This is a genomic window from Pseudomonas sp. IT-P218 (assembly GCF_949767605.1).
Lineage (GTDB): Bacteria > Pseudomonadota > Gammaproteobacteria > Pseudomonadales > Pseudomonadaceae > Aquipseudomonas > Aquipseudomonas putida_AE.
Genome location: NZ_CATKQQ010000044.1, coordinates 270,366 through 290,457, shown reverse-complemented (window position 1 = coordinate 290,457; position 20,092 = coordinate 270,366). Strand labels below are relative to the sequence as shown.

The window sequence follows — 20,092 nt, the reverse complement described above, 5'->3', positions numbered from 1 at the left end:
GATCTCAAAATCAATACAAATCGACGGGATCCACATCGAGCGACCAACGCACCGCCCGCCCACTCGGCATTTGCTCCAAAACCAGCAACCAACTGGCAAGCAACCGATGCAGCGGCGCCCTTGCCGTAGCCTGCAACAACAACTGCGCACGATAACGTCCGGCTCGACGCTCCATCGGCGCCGGCACCGGCCCCAGCAGTTCGATGCCGGTCAGATTCTGTTCGGCCAGCAGGCGTTCGGCCTCGCTGCACGCTTCATCCAGAAAGCCTTCGGCCTGGCCCGGCTTGTGCGCCTCGGCCCGCAGCAGCGCCAGATGCGCAAACGGCGGCAATCCCGCCGCTCGCCGCTCGCTCAAGGCCTGCTCGGCAAAGGCGAAGTAACCCTGTTCGGTCAATTGCACCAGCAGCGGATGGTCGGCCAGGTGTGTCTGGATGATCACCTTGCCCGGCTCTTCCGCCCGGCCTGCTCGACCGGCGACCTGGACAATCAGTTGCGCCATGCGCTCGCTGGCGCGGAAGTCGCCGGAGAACAGCCCGCCATCGGCATCCAGGATCGAGACCAGGGTTACCCGTGGAAAGTGGTGGCCCTTGGCGAGCATCTGCGTGCCGACCAAAATGCAGGGCTGGCCTTTCTGGATGGTCGCGAACAACTGGTTCATCGCGTCCTTGCGCGAAGTGCTGTCGCGGTCGACCCGCAGCACCGGATAGTCCGGGAACAGGATCCCCAGGCGTTCCTCGGCCCGTTCGGTACCGGCCCCCACGGGGCGCAAGTCGACCTTGTTGCACTTGGGGCACTGGCGCGGCACGCGTTCGACATAGCCGCAGTGGTGGCAGCGCAGCTCGCCGTAGCGCTGGTGGACGGTCATGCGTGCATCGCAGCGTTGGCACTCGGACATCCAGCCGCAGTCGTGACACAGCAGGGTCGGCGCAAATCCGCGGCGGTTGAGGAATACCAGCACCTGCTGGCCGGCAGCGAGTGTCTGGCCGATGGCTTGTTGCATGGGCCCGGAGATGCCGCTGTCCAGTGGACGGCTTTTCACATCCAGGCGCAGGAAGCGTGGTTGCTTGGCGCCGCCCGCGCGTTCGTTCAGCCGCAGCAGGCCATAGCGGCCGGTGTAGGCGTTGTGCAGGCTTTCCAGGGAGGGCGTGGCGGAGCCCAGGACAATCGGGATGCTTTCCTGGCGAGCCCGTACCAGCGCCAGGTCGCGTGCGTGGTAACGCAAGCCTTCCTGCTGTTTATAGGAGCCGTCGTGCTCTTCGTCGATGATGATCAGCCCCGGGTTTTTCATCGGCGTGAACAGCGCCGAGCGGGTGCCGATTATGATATCGGCTTCGCCGTCGCGGGCGGCGAGCCAGGCTTCGAGGCGTTCGCGATCATTGACCGCCGAGTGAATCAGCGCGATGCGCGCGTTGAAACGCTGCTCGAAGCGCGCCAGGGTCTGCGGGCCGAGGTTGATTTCCGGGATCAGCACCAGCGCCTGCTTGCCGGCCTCCAGGGTTTCGCGGATCAGTTGCAGATAGACTTCGGTCTTGCCGCTGCCGGTGACGCCGGCGAGGAGGAACGCGTGGTAACTGTCGAACCCGGCGCGAATGGCTTCATAGGCTGCCCGCTGTTCCGGATTGAGTGGCAGTTCGGGTTGGGCCAGCCAGTGTTCGTGGCGGGCGCCAGGGGCGTGCCTGCGGATTTCGACCTGGACCAGTTCCTTGGCCAGCAACAGATCGAGGCTGTCCTTGCTTAGCATCAGCTTGCTCAGCAACTGATGGGCGACGCCGTGGGGGTGCTGGGCCAGCGTTGCCAGGGCTTCGCGCTGGCGTGGGGCACGGGCGATTCGCGGATCGTCGAGGCTGGCGCCTGGTGCGGCGGACCAGAAGCGCTCCTGGCGCGCCTCGGCCAGTTCGCCCTGGCGCAGCAATACCGGCAGCGCCCAACTCAACGTGTCGCCGAGGCTGTGCTGGTAGTACTGCGAGGTCCACAGGCACAGCTTGAACAGCGCGGGCGGCAACGGCGGCGTGGCATCGAGCAGTGCGAGGGCGGGCTTGAGTTTTTCCGCCGGCACTTCGCTGGTGTCGGTGACTTCCACCAGGATCCCGATCATCTCCCGCCGGCCAAACGGCACCCGCAAGCGCATGCCGGGGTGCAATTGCGCACGCAGCACGCCGGCCGGCGCCCGGTAGTCGAACAGGCGGCGCAGGGGCGAAGGCAAGGCGAGGCGCAGAATGGCGTCGGGCACGCGGGGGAGTCTCGATTAACAGGCAATGAAGGGTTTGACACATAACCACAAGGATCGCGCTTTGGGTCGGGAGCCTAGCAGACGACCGGTTTGAGGGACAGCTTGCGTGATTGGCATTGTCTGGTAGAATCCGCGGCCTAATTACGTGCGGTATTCAACAATAGTGTTGGGTGGCGGCACGCTAGCCTGAGGAAAACACCATGAAAGCTGATATCCATCCAGAATACCCAGCAGTTGCTGTTACCTGCAGCTGCGGCAACAAGTTCGAAACCCGTTCGACCTTCGGCAAAGCCCTGGCGATCGACGTTTGCAACGAATGCCACCCGTTCTACACCGGTAAGCAGAAGACTCTGGACACTGGCGGCCGCGTTCAGCGCTTCGCAGACCGTTTCGGTGCTTTCGGTGCGAAAAAGGCCTAAGGCCGATCAACCTGGGAAAACGTCACTGTTTTGCCATGCTGATGAAAAAGGCGTCCCCCGGGACGCCTTTTTTGTGTCTGTGATTTGGCTGCACGGGCCAATCTCAAAATATTGTAGACATTTTTTAAGGGGATTGTGAACAGTCTATCCCTTGTGTTCCGTGGCTCTTGGCCCAAAGTCGTAGGGGCGGGCGCTTGACAGGGGTGACCGGTCAGTCTTGTGGGGATTTTGCCAGGCGCGTATCCTCGCTGACCAGTCTGTCCAACAGTAAAAGCGGAATGCCAAAATGTCTGATCTGAAAACTGCCGCTCTCGAATATCACGCCAATCCTCGTCCAGGGAAGCTGAGTGTCGAGCTCACCAAGGCCACCGCTACCGCCCGCGACCTGTCGCTGGCCTACAGCCCCGGCGTAGCTGAACCAGTACGCGAGATCGCCCGCGATCCTGAGCTGGCCTACAAGTACACCGGTAAAGGCAACCTGGTTGCAGTCATTTCCGATGGCACCGCGATTCTGGGCCTGGGTAACCTCGGCCCATTGGCTTCCAAGCCAGTGATGGAAGGTAAGGGCGTGCTGTTCAAGCGCTTCGCCGGCATCGACGTTTTCGACATCGAAGTCGACTCCGAAAGCCCGCAAGCCTTCATCGACACCGTCAAGCGCATCTCCATCACCTTCGGTGGCATTAACCTGGAAGACATCAAGGCACCTGAGTGCTTTGAGATCGAACGTGCCCTGATCGAGCAGTGCGACATCCCGGTATTCCACGACGACCAGCACGGCACCGCCATCGTGACCGCGGCCGGCATGATCAACGCCCTGGAAATCGCCGGCAAAACCCTGGCTGACGCCAAGATCGTCTGCCTGGGTGCCGGTGCGGCCGCCATCTCCTGCATGAAATTGCTGGTGAGCATGGGCGCCAACATCGAAAACATCTACATGGTCGACCGTACCGGCGTGATTCACTCCGGCCGTGACGACCTGAACCAGTACAAGGCCGTCTTCGCTCACGCGACCGACAAGCGCACCCTGGCAGACGCCCTGCAAGGCGCAGACGTGTTCGTCGGCCTGTCTGGCCCGAACCTGCTGAGCCCGGAAGGCCTGAAGTCCATGGCAGCCAACCCGATCGTGTTCGCTTGCTCGAACCCGGATCCGGAAATCTCCCCGGAGCTGGCGCACGCCACCCGTGACGACGTGATCATGGCCACCGGCCGTTCGGACTACCCGAACCAGGTCAACAACGTCCTGGGCTTCCCGTTCATCTTCCGTGGCGCCCTGGACGTTCGCGCCAAGCGCATCAACGAAGAGATGAAAGTGGCTGCGGCCAACGCCCTGCGCGAACTGGCCAAGCTGCCAGTGCCTCAGGAAGTGTGCGACGCGTACGGCGGCATCGCGCTGGAATTCGGTCGTGAGTACATCATTCCGAAACCAATGGACGCTCGCCTGATCACCGTGATCTCCGATGCCGTGGCCAAGGCTGCAATCGAGACCGGCGTTGCAACCCTGCCGTATCCGAAGAACTACCCGCTGAAAAGCGTGGATGACGTGTTCAACGGCTAAGTCGTTGTAGCGCTTCAACCAAAAGCCCCGGCTTGTGAAAGTCGGGGCTTTTTTATGCCTGATGGTTTTGTATTGTCTGTCAGGCCATCGCCAGCAGGCTAGCTCCCACATTGGAATGCGTTCCCTGTGGGAGCCAGCCTGCTGGCGATGGTCTGGCAGGAAGCCCGGGTAAAAAGAAGCCCCGCTTTCTGAAGAAGAGCGGGGCTTTCTGTTGGTCCTGCGATCAGAACAAATCGATCGGTGCCGCTTCATCCGCCGGCAGCGGGCTGCCTGGCGCATTGCCGTTGCCCAGCTCATTGCCCGTCGGCGGCGTATCTTCGACCTTGAACAGTTCGAAGTAGGCCCCTGGCGTGCCTGGAGTGGCTGCACGGCCACTGACAGGGTCTACCCGCAGGCTGAGGATGCCTTCCGGCTCTGGCTGGGTGTGTGGCGGCATGTCTTTGAGCGCAGCCCCCATGTAGTTCATCCAGATCGGCAGGGCGACGGTACCGCCAAACTCCTTGCGACCCAGGCTTTCGGGCTGGTCGAAGCCGGTCCAGACGGTGGTGACGTAATCGGCGTTGTAGCCGGAGAACCAGGCGTCCTTGGACTCGTTGGTGGTGCCGGTCTTGCCGGCGATGTCGCCACGACCCAGGGCCAGCGCGCGACGGCCAGTACCGAGCTTGATCACGTCTTCGAGCATGCTGTTGAGGATGTAGGTTGTCCGTCCATCGACAATGCGCTCAGCCACGGCAGGCGTTTGCGCTGCCGATTGCTCGCCCGGCGCCTGGCCAGGTGTTGCATTGACCGTAAAGGCTTCGGCGGCAGGTGCGGCGATACCGTCGGTCGCGACAGCGCCTTTTGGCACGCTGGGCGGGTTGGCGACGAACAGCGTGTCGCCGTTGCGGCTTTCGATCTTGTCGATGATGTACGGGGTGATCTTGTAGCCGCCGTTGGCGAAGGTGCTCCAGCCCGTGGCGATTTCCATCGGCGTCAGGGTCGCGGTACCCAGGGCCAGGGACAGGTTGGGCGGCAGGTCCTGCTTGTTGAAGCCAAAGCGGCTGATGTAGTCGATGGTCTTGCCAACGCCCATCGCCTGTAGCAGGCGGATCGAAACCAGGTTGCGCGACTTGTAGAGCGCTTCGCGCAGGCGGATCGGGCCGAGGAAGGTGTTGGTATCGTTTTTCGGACGCCAGACCTTGTCCAGGTACTCGTCGACAAACACGATCGGTGCGTCGTTCACCAGGCTGGAGGCGGTGTAGCCGTTATCCAGTGCCGCGCTGTAGACGAACGGCTTGAAGCTCGAACCCGGCTGGCGCTTGGCCTGAAGGGCGCGGTTGTAGTTGCTCTGCTCAAAGGCGAAACCGCCGACCAGTGAGCGGATGGCGCCGTTTTGCGGGTCAAGGGAGACCAGTGCGCCCTGGGCCTGGGGGATCTGGCTGAATTTCAGCGAGTTGTCCGCCTGGCGCTGCACGCGAATCAGGTCGCCGACCTGGGCTACGTCCGACGGTTGTTTCGGATTGGCGCCCATGCTGTTGGTGTTCAGGAACGGGCGAGCCCATTTCATGCTGTCCCAGCCAACGTGTTCGCTGCCGGTGCGGGTCAGCACCTGCAGGCCGCTCTTGTCGACCTGGGTGACGATGGCCGGTTCAAGGCCGCTGATGGTGCGTTGCTTGGTCAGTTCGGTTGCCCACGCCTCGCGCGTCTTGCCCGGCAGGCGGGACTCGGGGCCCCGATAGCCATGACGCTGGTCATAGGTCATCAAGCCTTCGTGGACGGCGGTGTTGGCCATTTCCTGAAGGTTGCTCGGCACCGTGGTGGTAACGCGGAAACCTTCGGTGTATGCATCGCTGCCATAGCGACCGACCATTTCGGCGCGGGCCATCTCGGCGATGTAGGGCGCGTTCACTTCCGGCGTCGGCACGTGATAGCTGGCGTTCAGGGGCTCGTTGACGGCGGTGGTGTAGTCGGCTTCGCTGATCTTGCCCAGCTTGTACATGCGCCCCAGGATCCAGTCGCGACGCTCCTTGCTGCGGGCCGGATTGGCCAGCGGGTTGAAGCGTGAAGGAGCCTTGGGCAGGCCGGCGATCATCGCCATCTGCGCCAGGCTGATGTCGCGAATCGACTTGCCGTAATACACCTGCGCCGCCGCTTCGATGCCGTAGGCACGGTTGCCCAAATAGATCTTGTTGACGTAGAGCTCGAGGATTTCGTCCTTGGTCAGCTGTCGTTCGATCTGCAGGGCCAGGAGGATCTCGGTGGTTTTGCGCGAGAAGCTGCGTTCGCTGGTCAGGAAGAAGTTTTTTGCCACCTGCATGGTGATAGTGCTGCCGCCGGACTGGATATGGCCGCTTTTCACCAGTTGCGTGGCGGCACGCATCAGGCTGCTGGGATCGACGCCGTAATGGTTGGCGAAGTTGTCGTCTTCAGCACTTAGTAACGCATTAATGAAGTTGGGGGGAATGTCGGCGAAACGGATCGGTGTGCGGCGCATTTCGCCGAATTCTGCGATCAACTTGTTATCGCTGCTGTAGACCCGCAAAGGGATCTGCAACTGGATGCTTCTCAGTGCCTCTACGGACGGTAATCCGGGACTAAGGTAAAGAAACGCCCCACTCAGACCCAGAAGCAGTCCGCAGAATACGGCGACGATGGACCAACCGAAAAATTTCAGCAGACGAATCAAGGCTTTTGGACATCCAGGGTAAAAAATGAATTTGGCATCAGGGTTCAGGCTAAAGGCGAACGACCCGCGCTTGAGAAAAAGCGGAAAAAAACGCTGGGCATTATAAGCATTTTTCCGTCCATGGCGTTATTTGCGCTGCTGTCAAGACGGGTGGTTTGAACGCAACCCCCGTTATGGAGTCCGTAACACACGGAAAGTCATAGGGAAATTGGTAGTGCCAGGACTCTTCAATAAAAAGGCCAGGTCGCTCCTGGGCATCGATATCAGCTCGACATCGGTGAAGCTGCTGGAGCTGAGCCGGCAGGGCAATGGCTATCGTGTCGAAGCCTACGCGGTCGAGTCGTTACCCCCCAGTGTGGTCATCGAGAAAAATATCGCCGAGCTCGATGGCGTGGGCCAGGCCTTGACGCGTGTGCTGGCCAAGGCTCGCACCAGTCTCAAGGGCGTTGCCGTGGCCGTGGCCGGTTCGGCGGTGATCACCAAGACCATCGAGATGGATGCCGGCCTTTCCGACGACGAGATGGAAGACCAGCTGAAGATCGAGGCCGATCAGTACATTCCTTATCCGCTGGACGAAGTGGCCATCGATTTCGAAGTCCAGGGCGCGTCAGTGCGCAATCCTGAGCGGGTCAACGTGTTGCTGGCCGCCTGTCGCAAGGAAAACGTCGAAATCCGTGAGGCAGCCCTGGCCCTGGCGGGCCTGACTGCGCGCGTGGTCGACGTCGAGGCCTATGCCCTGGAGCGATCGTTCAGCTTGCTGAAGAGCCAGGGAGGGGGCTTGCAAGGGCGACTGGTGGCGGTGGTCGATGTTGGAGCAACCATGACCACCCTGAGCGTGCTGCATGACGGGCGGATCATCTACACCCGCGAGCAATTGTTTGGTGGCCGCCAGCTCACCGAGGACATTCAGCGCCGATACGGCCTGACCGTCGAGCAGGCCGGCCTGGCGAAGAAGCAGGGCGGTTTGCCGGACGATTATGTCAGCGTTGTGTTGCAGCCGTTTCGTGAGGCCCTGGTGCAGCAAGTGTCGCGTTCGTTGCAGTTCTTCTTTGCTTCGGGCCATTACACCGCGGTCGACCACATACTGCTGGTGGGCGGGACCGCGTCGGTGTCCGGTCTGGACCAGTTGATCGAGCAGCAATTGGGTACGCCGACCCGGGTGGCCAACCCGTTTGCCGACATGACCTTGAGCAGCAAGGTCAACGCCGCGGCCCTGGCCAGCGATGCGCCCGCGCTGATGATTGCCTGCGGGCTGGCCCTCAGGAGTTTCGACTGATGGCCCGGATCAATCTATTACCCTGGCGCGAAGAGCGGCGTGAGCAGCGGCGCAAGCGCTTTCTCCTGGTGTTGGTGGGTGTGCTGGTGGGATCGGCAGGTGCATTGCTCATGGCCAACCAGGTCATCAGCAGCGCTATCGAGCGGCAGATTGCGCGTAACGATTACATCGGCAAGCAGATCGCCGTGGTCGACGAGCGGATCAAGCAGATCAGTGATCTCAAGGCTCGTCGTCAGCAATTGGTCGAGCGTATGCGCATCATCCAGGATCTGCAGGGCAATCGCCCGATCAGCGGGCGGATTTTTGATCAGCTGGCGCGGACCTTGCCCGATGGCGTGTATTTCACTGAAGTCAAAATGGCCGGCAAGACATTGTCCATCACCGGTGCGGCGCAATCGAACAACCGTGTTTCAGACCTGATGCGTAACTTGGACCAGTCCGACTGGTTCGATGCGCCCAGCCTCACTGAAGTCAAGGCGACGACCGCGGGGCAAGTCGACCAGACCAACGTTTTTCAGTTGACCGTTCGTCAGACCCAGCCTGCGGCTGGGGAGGACAGCGAATGAGTCCGTCCGAATGGATCGAAGGGTTGCGCCGGATCGACATCAACGAGCTGGACAGCAGCAACATGGGTTCCTGGCCGCCCGCGATCAAATTCCTGATGGGCATTGTGGTCGCGATCCTTGTGCTGTCGATCGGCTACAACTTTTCCACGAGCGAGCTGGAACATCAGCTCGAACTCAAGCGCGAGGAGGAATCTACCCTCAAGGAGCAATTTGCCAGCAAATCCCACATGGCGGCGAATCTGCAGCTCTACACCCAGCAGATGAAGGAGATGGAAAACTCCTTCGGCGTACTGTTACGGCAACTGCCCAGCGACACCGAAGTCCCCGGCTTGCTGGAAGACATCACGCGAACGGGGCTGGGCAGTGGCCTGGAGTTCGAAGAGATCAAGCTGCTGCCGGAGGTCTCCCAGCCGTTCTACATCGAGTTGCCGATCCAGATCACGGTCACCGGCGCCTATCACGACCTGGCCACTTTCGTCAGTGGCGTGGCCGGATTGCCGCGTATCGTCACCCTGCATGATTTCGACCTGGCGCCGATCAATCCCGACGCCGGTCCGAAGTTACGCATGAGCATCCTGGCCAAGACCTACCGTTACAACGACAAGGGGCTGCAATGATGAGCCGGCTTCGTGGTTTTTCGTCGGTGATGTTGATGGTCGTATTGGCGGGCTGTGGCGGCGGCGATGATGTCAGTGACCTGGACGCCTACATGAACGAAATGCGCCTGCGGGCACCGGGCAAGATTGAACCAACGCCGACATTCCGGTCTTACCCCACATTCACCTATAACGCCGCCAACCTGCGCAGCCCGTTTTCCCGGCAGATCAAAGTCGATCTGGCACTCAAGCAGGGGGCGCGTTATGTCCAGCCGGACCCCAACCGGGTAAAGCAGTACCTCGAGGGCTTCAATATCGAGCAGTTTGAAATGGTCGGCACCCTCTCCAATGCCACGGGCTCCTTTGCCCTGTTGCGCGGCGCCGGTGGGGTGCATCGGCTGAAAGTCGGTGATTACCTGGGGCGTAACGATGGCCGGATTGTCGCCATCAGCGGTTCGCAAGTCGATGTGGTGGAAATCGTTCCCGACGGCGAAGGTGCCTGGCTGGAGCGACCGCGGACCCTACCTTTGAAAGAGCATTCATAGTGGAACCCGTACGATGAACAGGATTTTCTCCGCCCTCGGAGTATCGCTATGGATAGCGTTGCTGTCGCCGATGGTACAAGCGGCCACCCTCAAGACGCTGGATGTCGCCGCGTTGCCGGGAGATCGCGTCGAGTTGAAGCTGGTGTTCGACGAACCACCCCCGGCGCCCCGTGGCTACACCACGGAATCTCCCGCCAGGATTGCCCTGGATCTTCCCGGCGTGGTCAGTCAGCTGGCGAGCAAGACTCGCGACCTGGGCAATGGCAATGCCCGCAGCGCGACGGTGGTGGAGGCCAAGGACCGTGCGCGGCTGATCATCAATCTGAACCAGCTGAGCCCCTATGACTTCCGGGTCGAAGGCAACAACCTCTTTGTCGTGGTCGGGCAGGGTGGCAAAAGCCCGAGCCCGCGGGCGGCCGCTACCGCCGTCCCGGTTCCGGCGCCCAAGCGCGCGGTTGCGCCGGCGAGCAAGGCCATTCGTGCAGTGGATTTCCAGCGTGGTACCCAGGGCGAAGGCAATGTCGTGATCGATCTGTCGGACCCGTCCATTGCACCGGATATTCAGGAACGCGAAGGCAAGATCATTCTCGGATTTGCCAGAACCCGATTGCCCGAGCCATTGCGCGTACGCCTGGACGTCAAGGATTTCGCCACCCCGGTTCAGTTCGTCAATGCCAGTGCCAGCGGGGATAAGGCGACGATCACCATTGAACCCGGCGGCGCCTTCGATTACTCAACCTATCAGACCGACAACAAGCTGACCGTCAGCGTCCGCCCGATGACGGTCGACGACCTGCAAAAGCGCAACACCGACCGCAATGCCTACACCGGTGAAAAGCTCTCGCTGAATTTCCAGGACATCGACGTGCGCTCAGTGCTGCAACTGATCGCCGATTTCACCAACCTCAATCTGGTCGCCAGTGACACGGTGCAGGGGGGCATTACCCTGCGCCTGCAAAATGTACCCTGGGACCAGGCACTGGACCTGGTGCTGAAAACCAAGGGCCTGGACAAGCGCAAGGTGGGTAATGTGCTGCTCGTCGCGCCAGCCGACGAAATTGCGGCCCGTGAACGTCAGGAGCTGGAGTCGCAGAAGCAGATTGCCGACCTGGCGCCGCTGCGTCGGGAGCTTTTGCAGGTCAATTACGCCAAGGCGGCCGATATCGCCAAACTATTCCAGTCGGTGACCAGTGCCGAGGCGAAAGCCGACGAACGGGGATCGATCACCGTCGATGAGCGCACCAACAACATCATTGCCTACCAGACCCAGGACCGTCTCGACGAACTGCGGCGAATCGTTGCGCAGCTGGATATCCCGGTGCGTCAGGTGATGATCGAGGCGCGCATCGTCGAAGCCAACGTAGATTATGACAAGAGCCTCGGCGTGCGCTGGGGTGGCGCGATCAAGAAAGGCAACTGGAATGCCTCCGGGGTCGGTAACGGCGCCAACGACAGCAGCGCCAGCTCGCCGTTCGTCGACCTGGGGGTCGCCAACAACACTTCGGGCATTGGCATTGCCTTCATCACCGACAACGTCTTGCTGGACCTTGAATTGACGGCCATGGAAAAGACCGGTAACGGCGAAATCGTCTCGCAACCCAAGGTGGTCACCTCCGACAAGGAGACCGCGAAGATCCTCAAGGGCACCGAGATTCCCTACCAGGAAGCCAGCTCCAGCGGCGCAACCTCGGTCTCGTTCAAGGAGGCGTCGCTGTCGCTGGAGGTGACGCCGCAGATCACGCCGGACAACCGGATCATCATGGAGGTCAAGGTCACCAAGGATGAGCCGGACTACCTGAACAAGGTCCAGGATGTGCCGCCGATCAAGAAAAACGAGGTCAACGCCAAGGTCCTGGTCAACGATGGCGAGACCATCGTCATTGGCGGTGTTTTCTCAAATACTCAGAGCAAGGTTGTAGATAAGGTGCCATTTCTTGGCGATGTGCCGTATCTTGGCCGCCTTTTCCGGCGCGACGTGGTTTCGGAGAAAAAATCCGAGCTGTTGGTGTTTCTCACTCCGCGTATCATGAATAACCAGGCGATTGCTGTGAGTCGTTGATTCTGTGCGAAATTTGATACTTGTAGGACCGATGGGGGCTGGAAAAAGCACCATCGGCCGATTGCTGGCCAAAGAGTTGCGCTTGCCATTCAAAGATTCCGATAAGGAAATTGAATTACGCACGGGCGCCAATATCCCATGGATCTTCGACAAGGAAGGCGAACCGGGCTTTCGTGAGCGCGAGCAGGCAATGATCGCCGAGCTGTGCGATTACGACGGCGTGGTGCTGGCGACCGGCGGCGGGGCAGTCATGCGCGAAGCCAATCGTCGGGCGCTGCGCGCCGGCGGACGGGTGGTCTACCTGCATGCCTCTGTCGAGCAGCAGGTCGGCCGCACGTCCCGCGACCGCAATCGGCCATTGCTGCGCACGGCCGATCCGGCCAAGACCCTGAGGGATCTGTTGGCGATCCGTGACCCCCTGTATCGGGAAATTGCCGATCTGGTGGTGGAAACGGATGAACGACCGCCGCGAATGGTCGTGCTCGATATCCTGGAGCGTCTGCAGCAATTGCCGCCCCGTTAAAGCGCCGCCCGAAATGCGCTATCCTCGGCGTCCAGCCATGACCGCTCAAGGTTGTGGCGAACGGCCGACGAACGGCGTCACACAACAGTGGCCGTAGACATTCGTTAACTCAAGGCAGGTTGCCTGATTCCATCTTCACTGTGGGGACACATGCAGACACTCAAGGTCGATCTAGGCGAGCGCAGCTACCCGATTCATATTGGCGAAGGTTTGTTGGACCAGCCCGAGCTGCTGGCCCCGCATATTCGCGGACGGCAAGTGGCGATCATTTCCAATGAAACCGTCGCGCCGCTCTACCTCGAACGTCTGACCCGCAGCCTTGCGCAGTTCTCGGTGATTTCCGTGGTGCTGCCCGACGGCGAAGCCTTCAAGACCTGGGAAACCCTGCAGCTGATCTTCGATGGCCTGCTGACCGCGCGGCATGATCGACGCACCACGGTGATCGCCTTGGGTGGCGGCGTGATTGGCGACATGGCCGGTTTCGCGGCGGCTTGCTACCAGCGCGGTGTCGACTTCATCCAGGTTCCGACCACGCTGCTGTCGCAGGTCGACTCTTCGGTGGGTGGCAAGACCGGGATCAACCATCCGCTGGGCAAGAACATGGTCGGTGCCTTCTATCAGCCGAACGTCGTACTGATCGACACCGCCTCCCTCAATACCCTGCCGGCCCGCGAGCTGTCCGCCGGCCTGGCCGAAGTCATCAAGTACGGGCTGATTTGCGACGAGCCGTTCCTCACCTGGCTCGAAGAAAACGTCGACCGCCTGCGCAATCTGGATCAGCAAGCCCTGACCTATGCCATCGAGCGCTCCTGTGCGGCCAAGGCGGCCGTGGTCGGCGCCGACGAGAAGGAGACCGGCGTGCGGGCAACGCTCAACTTGGGTCACACCTTCGGTCACGCCATCGAAACCCATATGGGCTATGGTGTCTGGTTGCATGGAGAGGCAGTGGCTGCTGGCACTGTAATGGCTCTGGAAATGTCCGCGCGCCTGGGATGGATCACCGAACAGGAACGCGATCGCGGCATTCGCCTGTTCCAGCGCGCCGGCCTGCCGGTCATCCCGCCGGAAGAAATGACGGAAGCTGATTTTCTCGAACACATGGCAATTGACAAGAAAGTGATCGACGGTCGTTTGCGCCTGGTGCTGCTGCGCCACATGGGCGAAGCGGTGGTGACCGACGATTATCCGAAAGAGGTTCTACAGGCCACGCTGGGAGCGGATTACCGCGCCCTGGCTCAGCTTAAAGGTTAATAAGAACGCGATGACTAGTTTGCATGCCGACGAGGCTTTCCTCGGCCACTACCAGTTGAGTCATGACCCTTTTGCTCCACGGGTCCCTGGCTTCAAATTTTTCCCAGCCCAGCGCAAGCCGGTGCTGGGGCAGTTGCACCATCTGGCGCGGTATAGCCAGTTGCTATTGGTGGTTACAGGTCCACATGGCAGCGGCAAGACCCTGCTGCGTCAGGCCCTGGTGGCCAGCACCAACAAGCAGACCGTGCAGAGCGTGGTGGTTTCCGCCCGTGGTGCCGGTGATTCGGCTGGCCTGTTGCACCAGGTCGCCCAGGCACTGAACGTTGCCCAGGCCGAGATCGGTGCAATCCTCAAGCAGGTGGTGCAGCTGGCTCTCACCGGGCAGGAAGTCTATCTGCTGGTCGATGATGCCGAGCAGCTCGACGAGTCCGCGCTCGAAGCCTTGATGGCCCTGGCCGCGGGTGCGCCGGAAGGCCGTCCACATGTATTCCTGTTCGGCGAGTCGTCGATGATCGCCCAGCTCGAGGCTTTGCAACTCGAGGAAGAGCGCTTCCACGTCATCGAGCTGCAGCCTTACACCGAAGAGGAAACCCGCGAATACCTCGACCAGCGGCTCGAAGGCGCTGGCCGGGGTATCGAACTTTTCACCGCAAATCAGATCTCTGATATTCACGAAAGCTCCGAGGGTTGGCCTGGCAACATCAACCAGGTTGCCCGCGATGCGATGATCGAAGCCATGATTGCCAGCCGCTCCGCGGTAAAGCGTCCAAGTATGGGGTTCAATATGCCGAAGAAACACGTATTGGCGATTTCCGCCGTCGTTGTGGTCGCGGTAGCTGCCGCCTGGTTGATGCCGGGTCGCAGCAAAGCACCGACCACGGGGGCGCCTGCCAACGAACAGGCGCAACTGCCGCTCGGCCAGGGTTCGCCACAAGCGGGTGGTGCTCCGGCCGTTGAATTCGCCGGCAACACGCAGCCAACGCCATTGCCGTTGGTCGGCAATTCGCAACCGGTCATGCGTGAGCCGCTGGCCGAAGCGGCGGGTGGCATCACCGAGGGCGATGACGGCGTGCCGGTCGAGGGTTCCAGCGCGACACCGCCGACCGTGACCACCATTGCACCGCCAGCAGGCGTTCCGGCCGGTCCTGCGCCAACGCCAACCGCCAAGCCGGCGCCAGCGCCGACCCAGGTCGCTACCGCCAAGCCAGCGCCAGCACCGGCTGCCAAGCCTGCTCCGGCCCCAGCGCCGGCCAAGCCAGCCGCCGCTGCCGCCAAACCGGCCGAGAAACCAGCGACCGTCGCCAAGGCAGCCGGTGGCACCTGGTACGCAGGTCAAGCGCCGGGTAACTACGTGGTGCAGATCCTCGGCACCAGCTCCGAAACGGCCGCGCAAAGCTTCGTCAAGGAGCAGGGCGGCGAGTACCGTTACTTCAAGAAAGTCCTCAACGGCAAACCGCTCTACGTGATCACCTACGGCAGTTTCGCCAATCGTGATGCAGCCGTTTCCGCCATCAAGGCCTTGCCAGCGAAGGTTCAGGCTGGTAAACCTTGGCCACGCTCTGTCGCCAGCGTCCAACAGGAACTGGCAACAGCTCGCTGAAGATTCGGCGGCCTTACCCAGGCCGCCTCTCCAAGCACCTCAATATTTCTGCACGGCATGCCGCCTCTACAGGCCGCGTGCCTTGTGGTGTCTGCGTCACAGTAGTCTTTGAGTCGTTGCGGTCAAAATTAAAAAAGTTTTGACTAGCACAGCGGATCGCTTTAAACCTTTCGCAAATGCGACATAGATTTGCGACATTTCGTCGCCAAATTTGTGAGGCCAAGTGTCGGTGTGTACAATGACCTCCCTTTTGCCCCCGCAAAGCTGGCGTACGTTCGGCGCGGATGGTAAGTGGTTGAATTGAAAAGAAATTTGCCTCGACAAGAGGCAGCCTGGTGAGAAAGTGTCTATGAAAGCAGGTCTGTACCAACCAGATGAATTCAAGGATAACTGCGGTTTCGGCCTGATTGCCCATATGCAGGGCGAGCCCAGTCATACCCTTTTGCAAACGGCCATCGAGGCCCTGACCTGCATGACCCACCGCGGTGGGATTAATGCTGACGGCAAGACCGGTGACGGTTGCGGTCTGCTGATTCAAAAGCCGGACGTATTCCTGCGAGCCATCGCCCAGGAAACGTTCGGCGTCGAACTGCCCAAGCAATACGCGGTGGGCATGGTCTTCTTCAACCAGGACCCGGTCAAAGCCGAGGCTGCTCGCGAGAACATGAACCGCGAGATCCTGGCTGCCGGCCTGTCCCTCGTCGGCTGGCGCAAAGTGCCGATCGACACCAGCGTCCTCGGCCGCCTGGCCCTCGAGCGCCTGCCACAGATCGAGCAGGTGTACATCGGTGGCGAAGGCCTGAGCGACCAGGACATGGCCGTCAAGCTGTTCACCTCCCGTCGTCGTTCATCGGTGGCCAACGCCGCCGATACCGACCACTACGTCTGCAGCTTTTCGCACAAGACCATCATCTACAAAGGCCTGATGATGCCGGCGGATCTGACCGCCTTCTATCCAGACCTGAGCGATGAGCGCCTGCAAACTTCGATTTGCGTGTTCCACCAGCGCTTCTCCACCAACACCCTGCCGAAATGGCCGCTGGCTCAACCGTTCCGCTTCCTGGCGCACAACGGCGAAATCAACACCATCACCGGCAACCGCAACTGGGCCGTGGCCCGTCGCACCAAGTTCAGCAACGACCTGATGGACCTGGAAGAGCTCGGCCCGCTGGTCAACCGCGTCGGCTCCGACTCCTCGAGTATGGACAACATGCTGGAGCTGATGGTCACCGGTGGCATCGACCTGTTCCGTGGCGTGCGGATGATCATTCCGCCTGCGTGGCAGAACGTCGAGACGATGGACCCGGACCTGCGTGCGTTCTACGAATACAACTCGATGCACATGGAACCGTGGGACGGCCCGGCCGGCGTGGTAATGACCGACGGTCGCTACGCGGTGTGCCTGCTCGACCGTAACGGTCTGCGTCCGGCGCGTTGGGTCACCACCAAGAACGGTTTCATCACCCTGGCGTCGGAAATCGGTGTCTGGAACTACCAGCCTGAAGACGTGATCGCCAAGGGCCGCGTTGGCCCGGGCCAGATCTTTGCCGTGGACACCGAAACCGGTCAGATCCTCGACACCGATGCGATCGACAACCGCCTGAAGTCCCGTCATCCGTACAAGCAATGGCTGCGCAAGAATGCCCTGCGCATCCAGGCGACCATGGAGGACAACGACCACGGTTCGGCGTTCTACGACGTCGATCAGCTCAAGCAATACATGAAGATGTACCAGGTCACGTTCGAAGAGCGCGACCAAGTGCTGCGTCCACTGGGCGAGCAAGGCTACGAAGCCGTGGGCTCGATGGGCGACGATACGCCGATGGCCGTGCTGTCCCAGCGCGTGCGCACGCCGTACGACTATTTCCGCCAGCAGTTCGCGCAGGTGACCAACCCGCCGATCGACCCGCTGCGTGAAGCCATCGTCATGTCGCTGGAGATCTGCCTCGGTGCCGAGCGCAACATCTTCCAGGAGTCGCCGGAACACGCGTCGCGCGTGATCCTCAGCTCGCCGGTCATTTCCCCGGCCAAGTGGCGCTCGCTGATGAACCTCGATCGTCCGGGCTTCGAACGCCAGAAAATCGACCTCAACTACGACGAAAGCATCGGTCTGGAAGCTGCGATCCGCAACGTTGCCGATCAGGCTGAAGAAGCCGTGCGCGCCGGTCGTACGCAGATCGTCCTGAGTGACCGTCACATTGCCCCGGGCAAGTTGCCGATCCACGCCTCCCTGGCCACCGGTGCGGTACACCACCGCCTGACCGAGAAGGGCCTGCGTTGCGACTCCAACATCCTGGTGGAAACCGCAACCGCGCGTGACCCGCACCACTTCGCCGTGCTGATCGGTTTCGGCGCCTCTGCCGTTTATCCGTTCCTGGCGTATGAAGTGCTGGGCGACCTGATCCGTACCGGTGAAGTGCTGGGCGACCTCTACGAGGTGTTCAAGAACTACCGTAAAGGCATCACCAAGGGCCTGCTGAAGATCCTGTCGAAGATGGGTATCTCGACCATCACGTCGTACCGTGGCGCTCAACTGTTCGAAGCCATCGGCCTGTCCGAGGAAGTCTGCAACCTGAGCTTCAAGGGCGTACCGAGCCGCATCAAGGGTGCGCGTTTCGTCGATATCGAAGCCGAGCAGAAAGCCCTGGCCACCGAAGCCTGGAGCCCGCGCAAGCCGATCCAGCAGGGCGGCCTGCTGAAATTCGTCCACGGTGGCGAATATCACGCCTACAACCCGGACGTGGTCAACACCCTGCAAGCCGCTGTGCAGCAGGGCGACTACAGCAAGTTCAAGGAATACACATCGCTGGTGGACAACCGCCCGGTGTCGATGATCCGCGACCTGCTGAAAGTCAAAACCCTCGACACGCCATTGGATATCAGCGAGATCGAACCGCTGGAGTCGGTGCTCAAGCGCTTCGACTCCGCCGGTATCTCCCTGGGCGCCCTGTCGCCTGAAGCTCACGAAGCCCTGGCCGAAGCCATGAACCGCCTTGGTGCGCGTTCCAACTCCGGCGAAGGCGGCGAAGACCCGGCGCGCTACGGCACCATCAAGAGCTCGAAAATCAAGCAGGTTGCCACCGGCCGTTTCGGTGTGACTCCGGAATACCTGGTCAACGCTGAAGTGCTGCAGATCAAGGTCGCCCAGGGCGCCAAGCCAGGCGAGGGCGGTCAGCTGCCAGGGGGCAAGGTCAACGGTCTGATCGCCAAGCTGCGTTACGCAGTGCCGGGCGTGACCCTGATCTCGCCGCCACCGCACCACGACATCTACTCGATCGAAGACTTGTCGCAGCTGATTTTCGACTTGAAACAAGTCAACCCGAAGGCGCTGGTCTCGGTGAAGCTGGTAGCGGAAGCGGGCGTCGGCACCATCGCCGCCGGTGTGGCCAAGGCCTATGCGGACTTGATCACCATCTCCGGCTACGATGGCGGTACCGGTGCATCGCCGCTGACCTCGATCAAATACGCGGGCGCTCCGTGGGAACTCGGCCTGGCCGAAACCCACCAGACCCTGCGCGGCAACGACCTGCGCGGCAAAGTCCGGGTACAAACTGACGGCGGCCTGAAAACCGGCCTCGACGTGATCAAGGCGGCCATCCTCGGCGCTGAAAGCTTCGGCTTCGGCACCGCGCCGATGATCGCCCTGGGCTGCAAATACCTGCGCATCTGCCACCTGAACAACTGCGCCACCGGCGTCGCGACCCAGAACGAGAAGCTGCGCAAGGACCACTACATCGGTACCGTCGACATGGTGGTGAACTTCTTCACCTACGTCGCCGAAGAAACCCGTGAGTGGCTGGCCAAGCTGGGCGTGCGCTCCCTCGAAGAGTTGATCGGCCGTACCGATCTGCTGGAAGTCCTCGAAGGCCAGACCGCCAAGCAGCATCACCTCGACCTGACTCCGTTGCTGGGCAGCGACCACGTGCCGGCGGACAAGCCTCAGTTCTGCGGCGTGGAGCGCAACCCGCCGTTCGACAAGGGCCTGCTGGCCGAGAAAATGGTCGACATGGCCACCTCGGCGATCAACGACAAGAGCGGCGCCGAATTCGCCCTGGATATCTGCAACTGCGACCGTTCCATCGGCGCGCGGATCTCCGGTGACATCGCGCGCAAGCACGGCAACCAGGGCATGGCCAACGCGCCGATCACCTTCCGCTTCAAAGGCACGGCCGGTCAAAGCTTCGGTGTGTGGAACGCCGGCGGCCTGAACATGTACCTGGAAGGCGACGCCAACGACTACGTCGGCAAGGGCATGACCGGCGGCAAGCTGGTGATCGTTCCGCCGAAGGGCAGCATCTACAAGACCCAGGACAGTGCCATCATCGGCAACACCTGCCTGTACGGCGCCACCGGCGGCAAGCTGTTCGCCGCCGGTACCGCGGGTGAGCGTTTTGCCGTGCGTAACTCCGGTGCCCACACCGTCGTGGAAGGTACTGGCGATCACTGCTGCGAGTACATGACCGGTGGTTTCGTCTGCGTCCTGGGCAAGACCGGTTATAACTTCGGCTCTGGCATGACCGGCGGTTTCGCCTACGTGCTCGACCAGGACAACACCTTCGTTGACCGGGTCAACCACGAACTGGTGGAAATCCAGCGGATCAGCGGCGAGGCGATGGAAGCCTACCGTAGCCACCTGCAACGCGTGCTGAACGAGTACGTCGAGGAAACCGACAGCGAGTGGGGTCGTGAGCTCGCCGAGAACCTCGATGATTACGTGCGTCGTTTCTGGCTGGTCAAGCCCAAGGCTGCCAACCTGAAGTCGTTGCTTTCCAGCACCCGTGCCAACCCGCAGTGATATGCGCCTGAA

At 61.2% G+C, this 20,092-nt stretch carries 13 protein-coding genes; 11 read left to right on the top strand and 2 right to left on the bottom strand.

Annotated features, from left to right (window positions below):
* Positions 1-10: 10 nt before the first annotated feature.
* A complete protein-coding gene (locus tag ACM6I6_RS21680) occupies positions 11-2,230 on the bottom strand; it encodes a primosomal protein N' (RefSeq protein WP_414920690.1) in 2,220 nt (739 codons plus the stop codon).
* Between the two features lie 200 nt (positions 2,231-2,430).
* Between ACM6I6_RS21680 and rpmE the strand changes: the two genes are divergently transcribed.
* Together rpmE and ACM6I6_RS21670 are read left to right on the top strand one after the other, a co-directional pair.
* Positions 2,431-2,649, top strand: coding sequence for a 50S ribosomal protein L31 (gene rpmE / locus ACM6I6_RS21675; RefSeq protein WP_008047849.1), 219 nt, complete (start codon positions 2,431-2,433; stop codon positions 2,647-2,649).
* Positions 2,650-2,935: 286 nt separating this feature from the next.
* Positions 2,936-4,204, top strand: a complete 1,269-nt coding sequence (locus tag ACM6I6_RS21670) for a malic enzyme-like NAD(P)-binding protein (RefSeq protein ID WP_323606487.1) — start codon at positions 2,936-2,938, stop codon at positions 4,202-4,204.
* Positions 4,205-4,427: 223 nt separating this feature from the next.
* Here the strand turns inward: ACM6I6_RS21670 and ACM6I6_RS21665 are convergent, their stop codons facing one another.
* Complete coding sequence (locus tag ACM6I6_RS21665; RefSeq protein ID WP_406592755.1) at positions 4,428-6,869, bottom strand: penicillin-binding protein 1A; 2,442 nt, start codon at positions 6,867-6,869, stop codon at positions 4,428-4,430.
* A 214-nt stretch (positions 6,870-7,083) separates the two neighbouring features.
* Here ACM6I6_RS21665 and ACM6I6_RS21660 point away from each other — a divergent pair, with 214 nt between their 5' ends.
* From ACM6I6_RS21660 to gltB, 9 genes are all read left to right on the top strand, one after another.
* Complete coding sequence (locus ACM6I6_RS21660) at positions 7,084-8,145, top strand: pilus assembly protein PilM (RefSeq protein WP_274076098.1); 1,062 nt, start codon at positions 7,084-7,086, stop codon at positions 8,143-8,145.
* The gene (locus ACM6I6_RS21655; protein ID WP_414920689.1) at positions 8,145-8,711 is read left to right on the top strand and encodes a PilN domain-containing protein; all 567 of its coding nucleotides are present in this window, start codon (positions 8,145-8,147) and stop codon (positions 8,709-8,711) included. Before ACM6I6_RS21660 ends, ACM6I6_RS21655 begins: the two co-directional genes overlap by 1 nt.
* Entirely contained in the window at positions 8,708-9,328 is a 621-nt protein-coding gene (locus ACM6I6_RS21650; protein ID WP_414920688.1) for a type 4a pilus biogenesis protein PilO, read from the top strand. The genes ACM6I6_RS21655 and ACM6I6_RS21650 overlap by 4 nt, the downstream gene beginning before the upstream one ends.
* Positions 9,328-9,852 carry a pilus assembly protein PilP gene (locus ACM6I6_RS21645; protein ID WP_414920687.1) on the top strand — a complete coding sequence of 175 codons (525 nt, stop codon included), beginning with the start codon at positions 9,328-9,330 and terminating at the stop codon, positions 9,850-9,852. The genes ACM6I6_RS21650 and ACM6I6_RS21645 overlap by 1 nt, the downstream gene beginning before the upstream one ends.
* 13 nt (positions 9,853-9,865) lie before the next feature.
* Positions 9,866-11,911: a type IV pilus secretin PilQ gene (pilQ, locus tag ACM6I6_RS21640; RefSeq protein ID WP_414920686.1), complete on the top strand. Its 2,046-nt coding sequence runs from the start codon at positions 9,866-9,868 to the stop codon at positions 11,909-11,911.
* A 4-nt stretch (positions 11,912-11,915) separates the two neighbouring features.
* Entirely contained in the window at positions 11,916-12,434 is a 519-nt protein-coding gene (aroK, locus tag ACM6I6_RS21635; RefSeq protein WP_032831512.1) for a shikimate kinase AroK, read from the top strand.
* A gap of 150 nt (positions 12,435-12,584) precedes the next feature.
* Positions 12,585-13,685, top strand: coding sequence for a 3-dehydroquinate synthase (gene aroB / locus ACM6I6_RS21630; protein ID WP_274076093.1), 1,101 nt, complete (start codon positions 12,585-12,587; stop codon positions 13,683-13,685).
* Positions 13,686-13,695: 10 nt separating this feature from the next.
* Positions 13,696-15,285 carry an SPOR domain-containing protein gene (locus ACM6I6_RS21625; protein ID WP_406592753.1) on the top strand — a complete coding sequence of 530 codons (1,590 nt, stop codon included), beginning with the start codon at positions 13,696-13,698 and terminating at the stop codon, positions 15,283-15,285.
* 349 nt (positions 15,286-15,634) lie between these two features.
* Positions 15,635-20,080 (top strand): glutamate synthase large subunit, encoded by a 4,446-nt coding sequence (gltB, locus tag ACM6I6_RS21620; RefSeq protein WP_323606483.1) that lies wholly within the window; start codon positions 15,635-15,637, stop codon positions 20,078-20,080.
* The last annotated feature ends 12 nt before the right edge of the window (positions 20,081-20,092 follow it).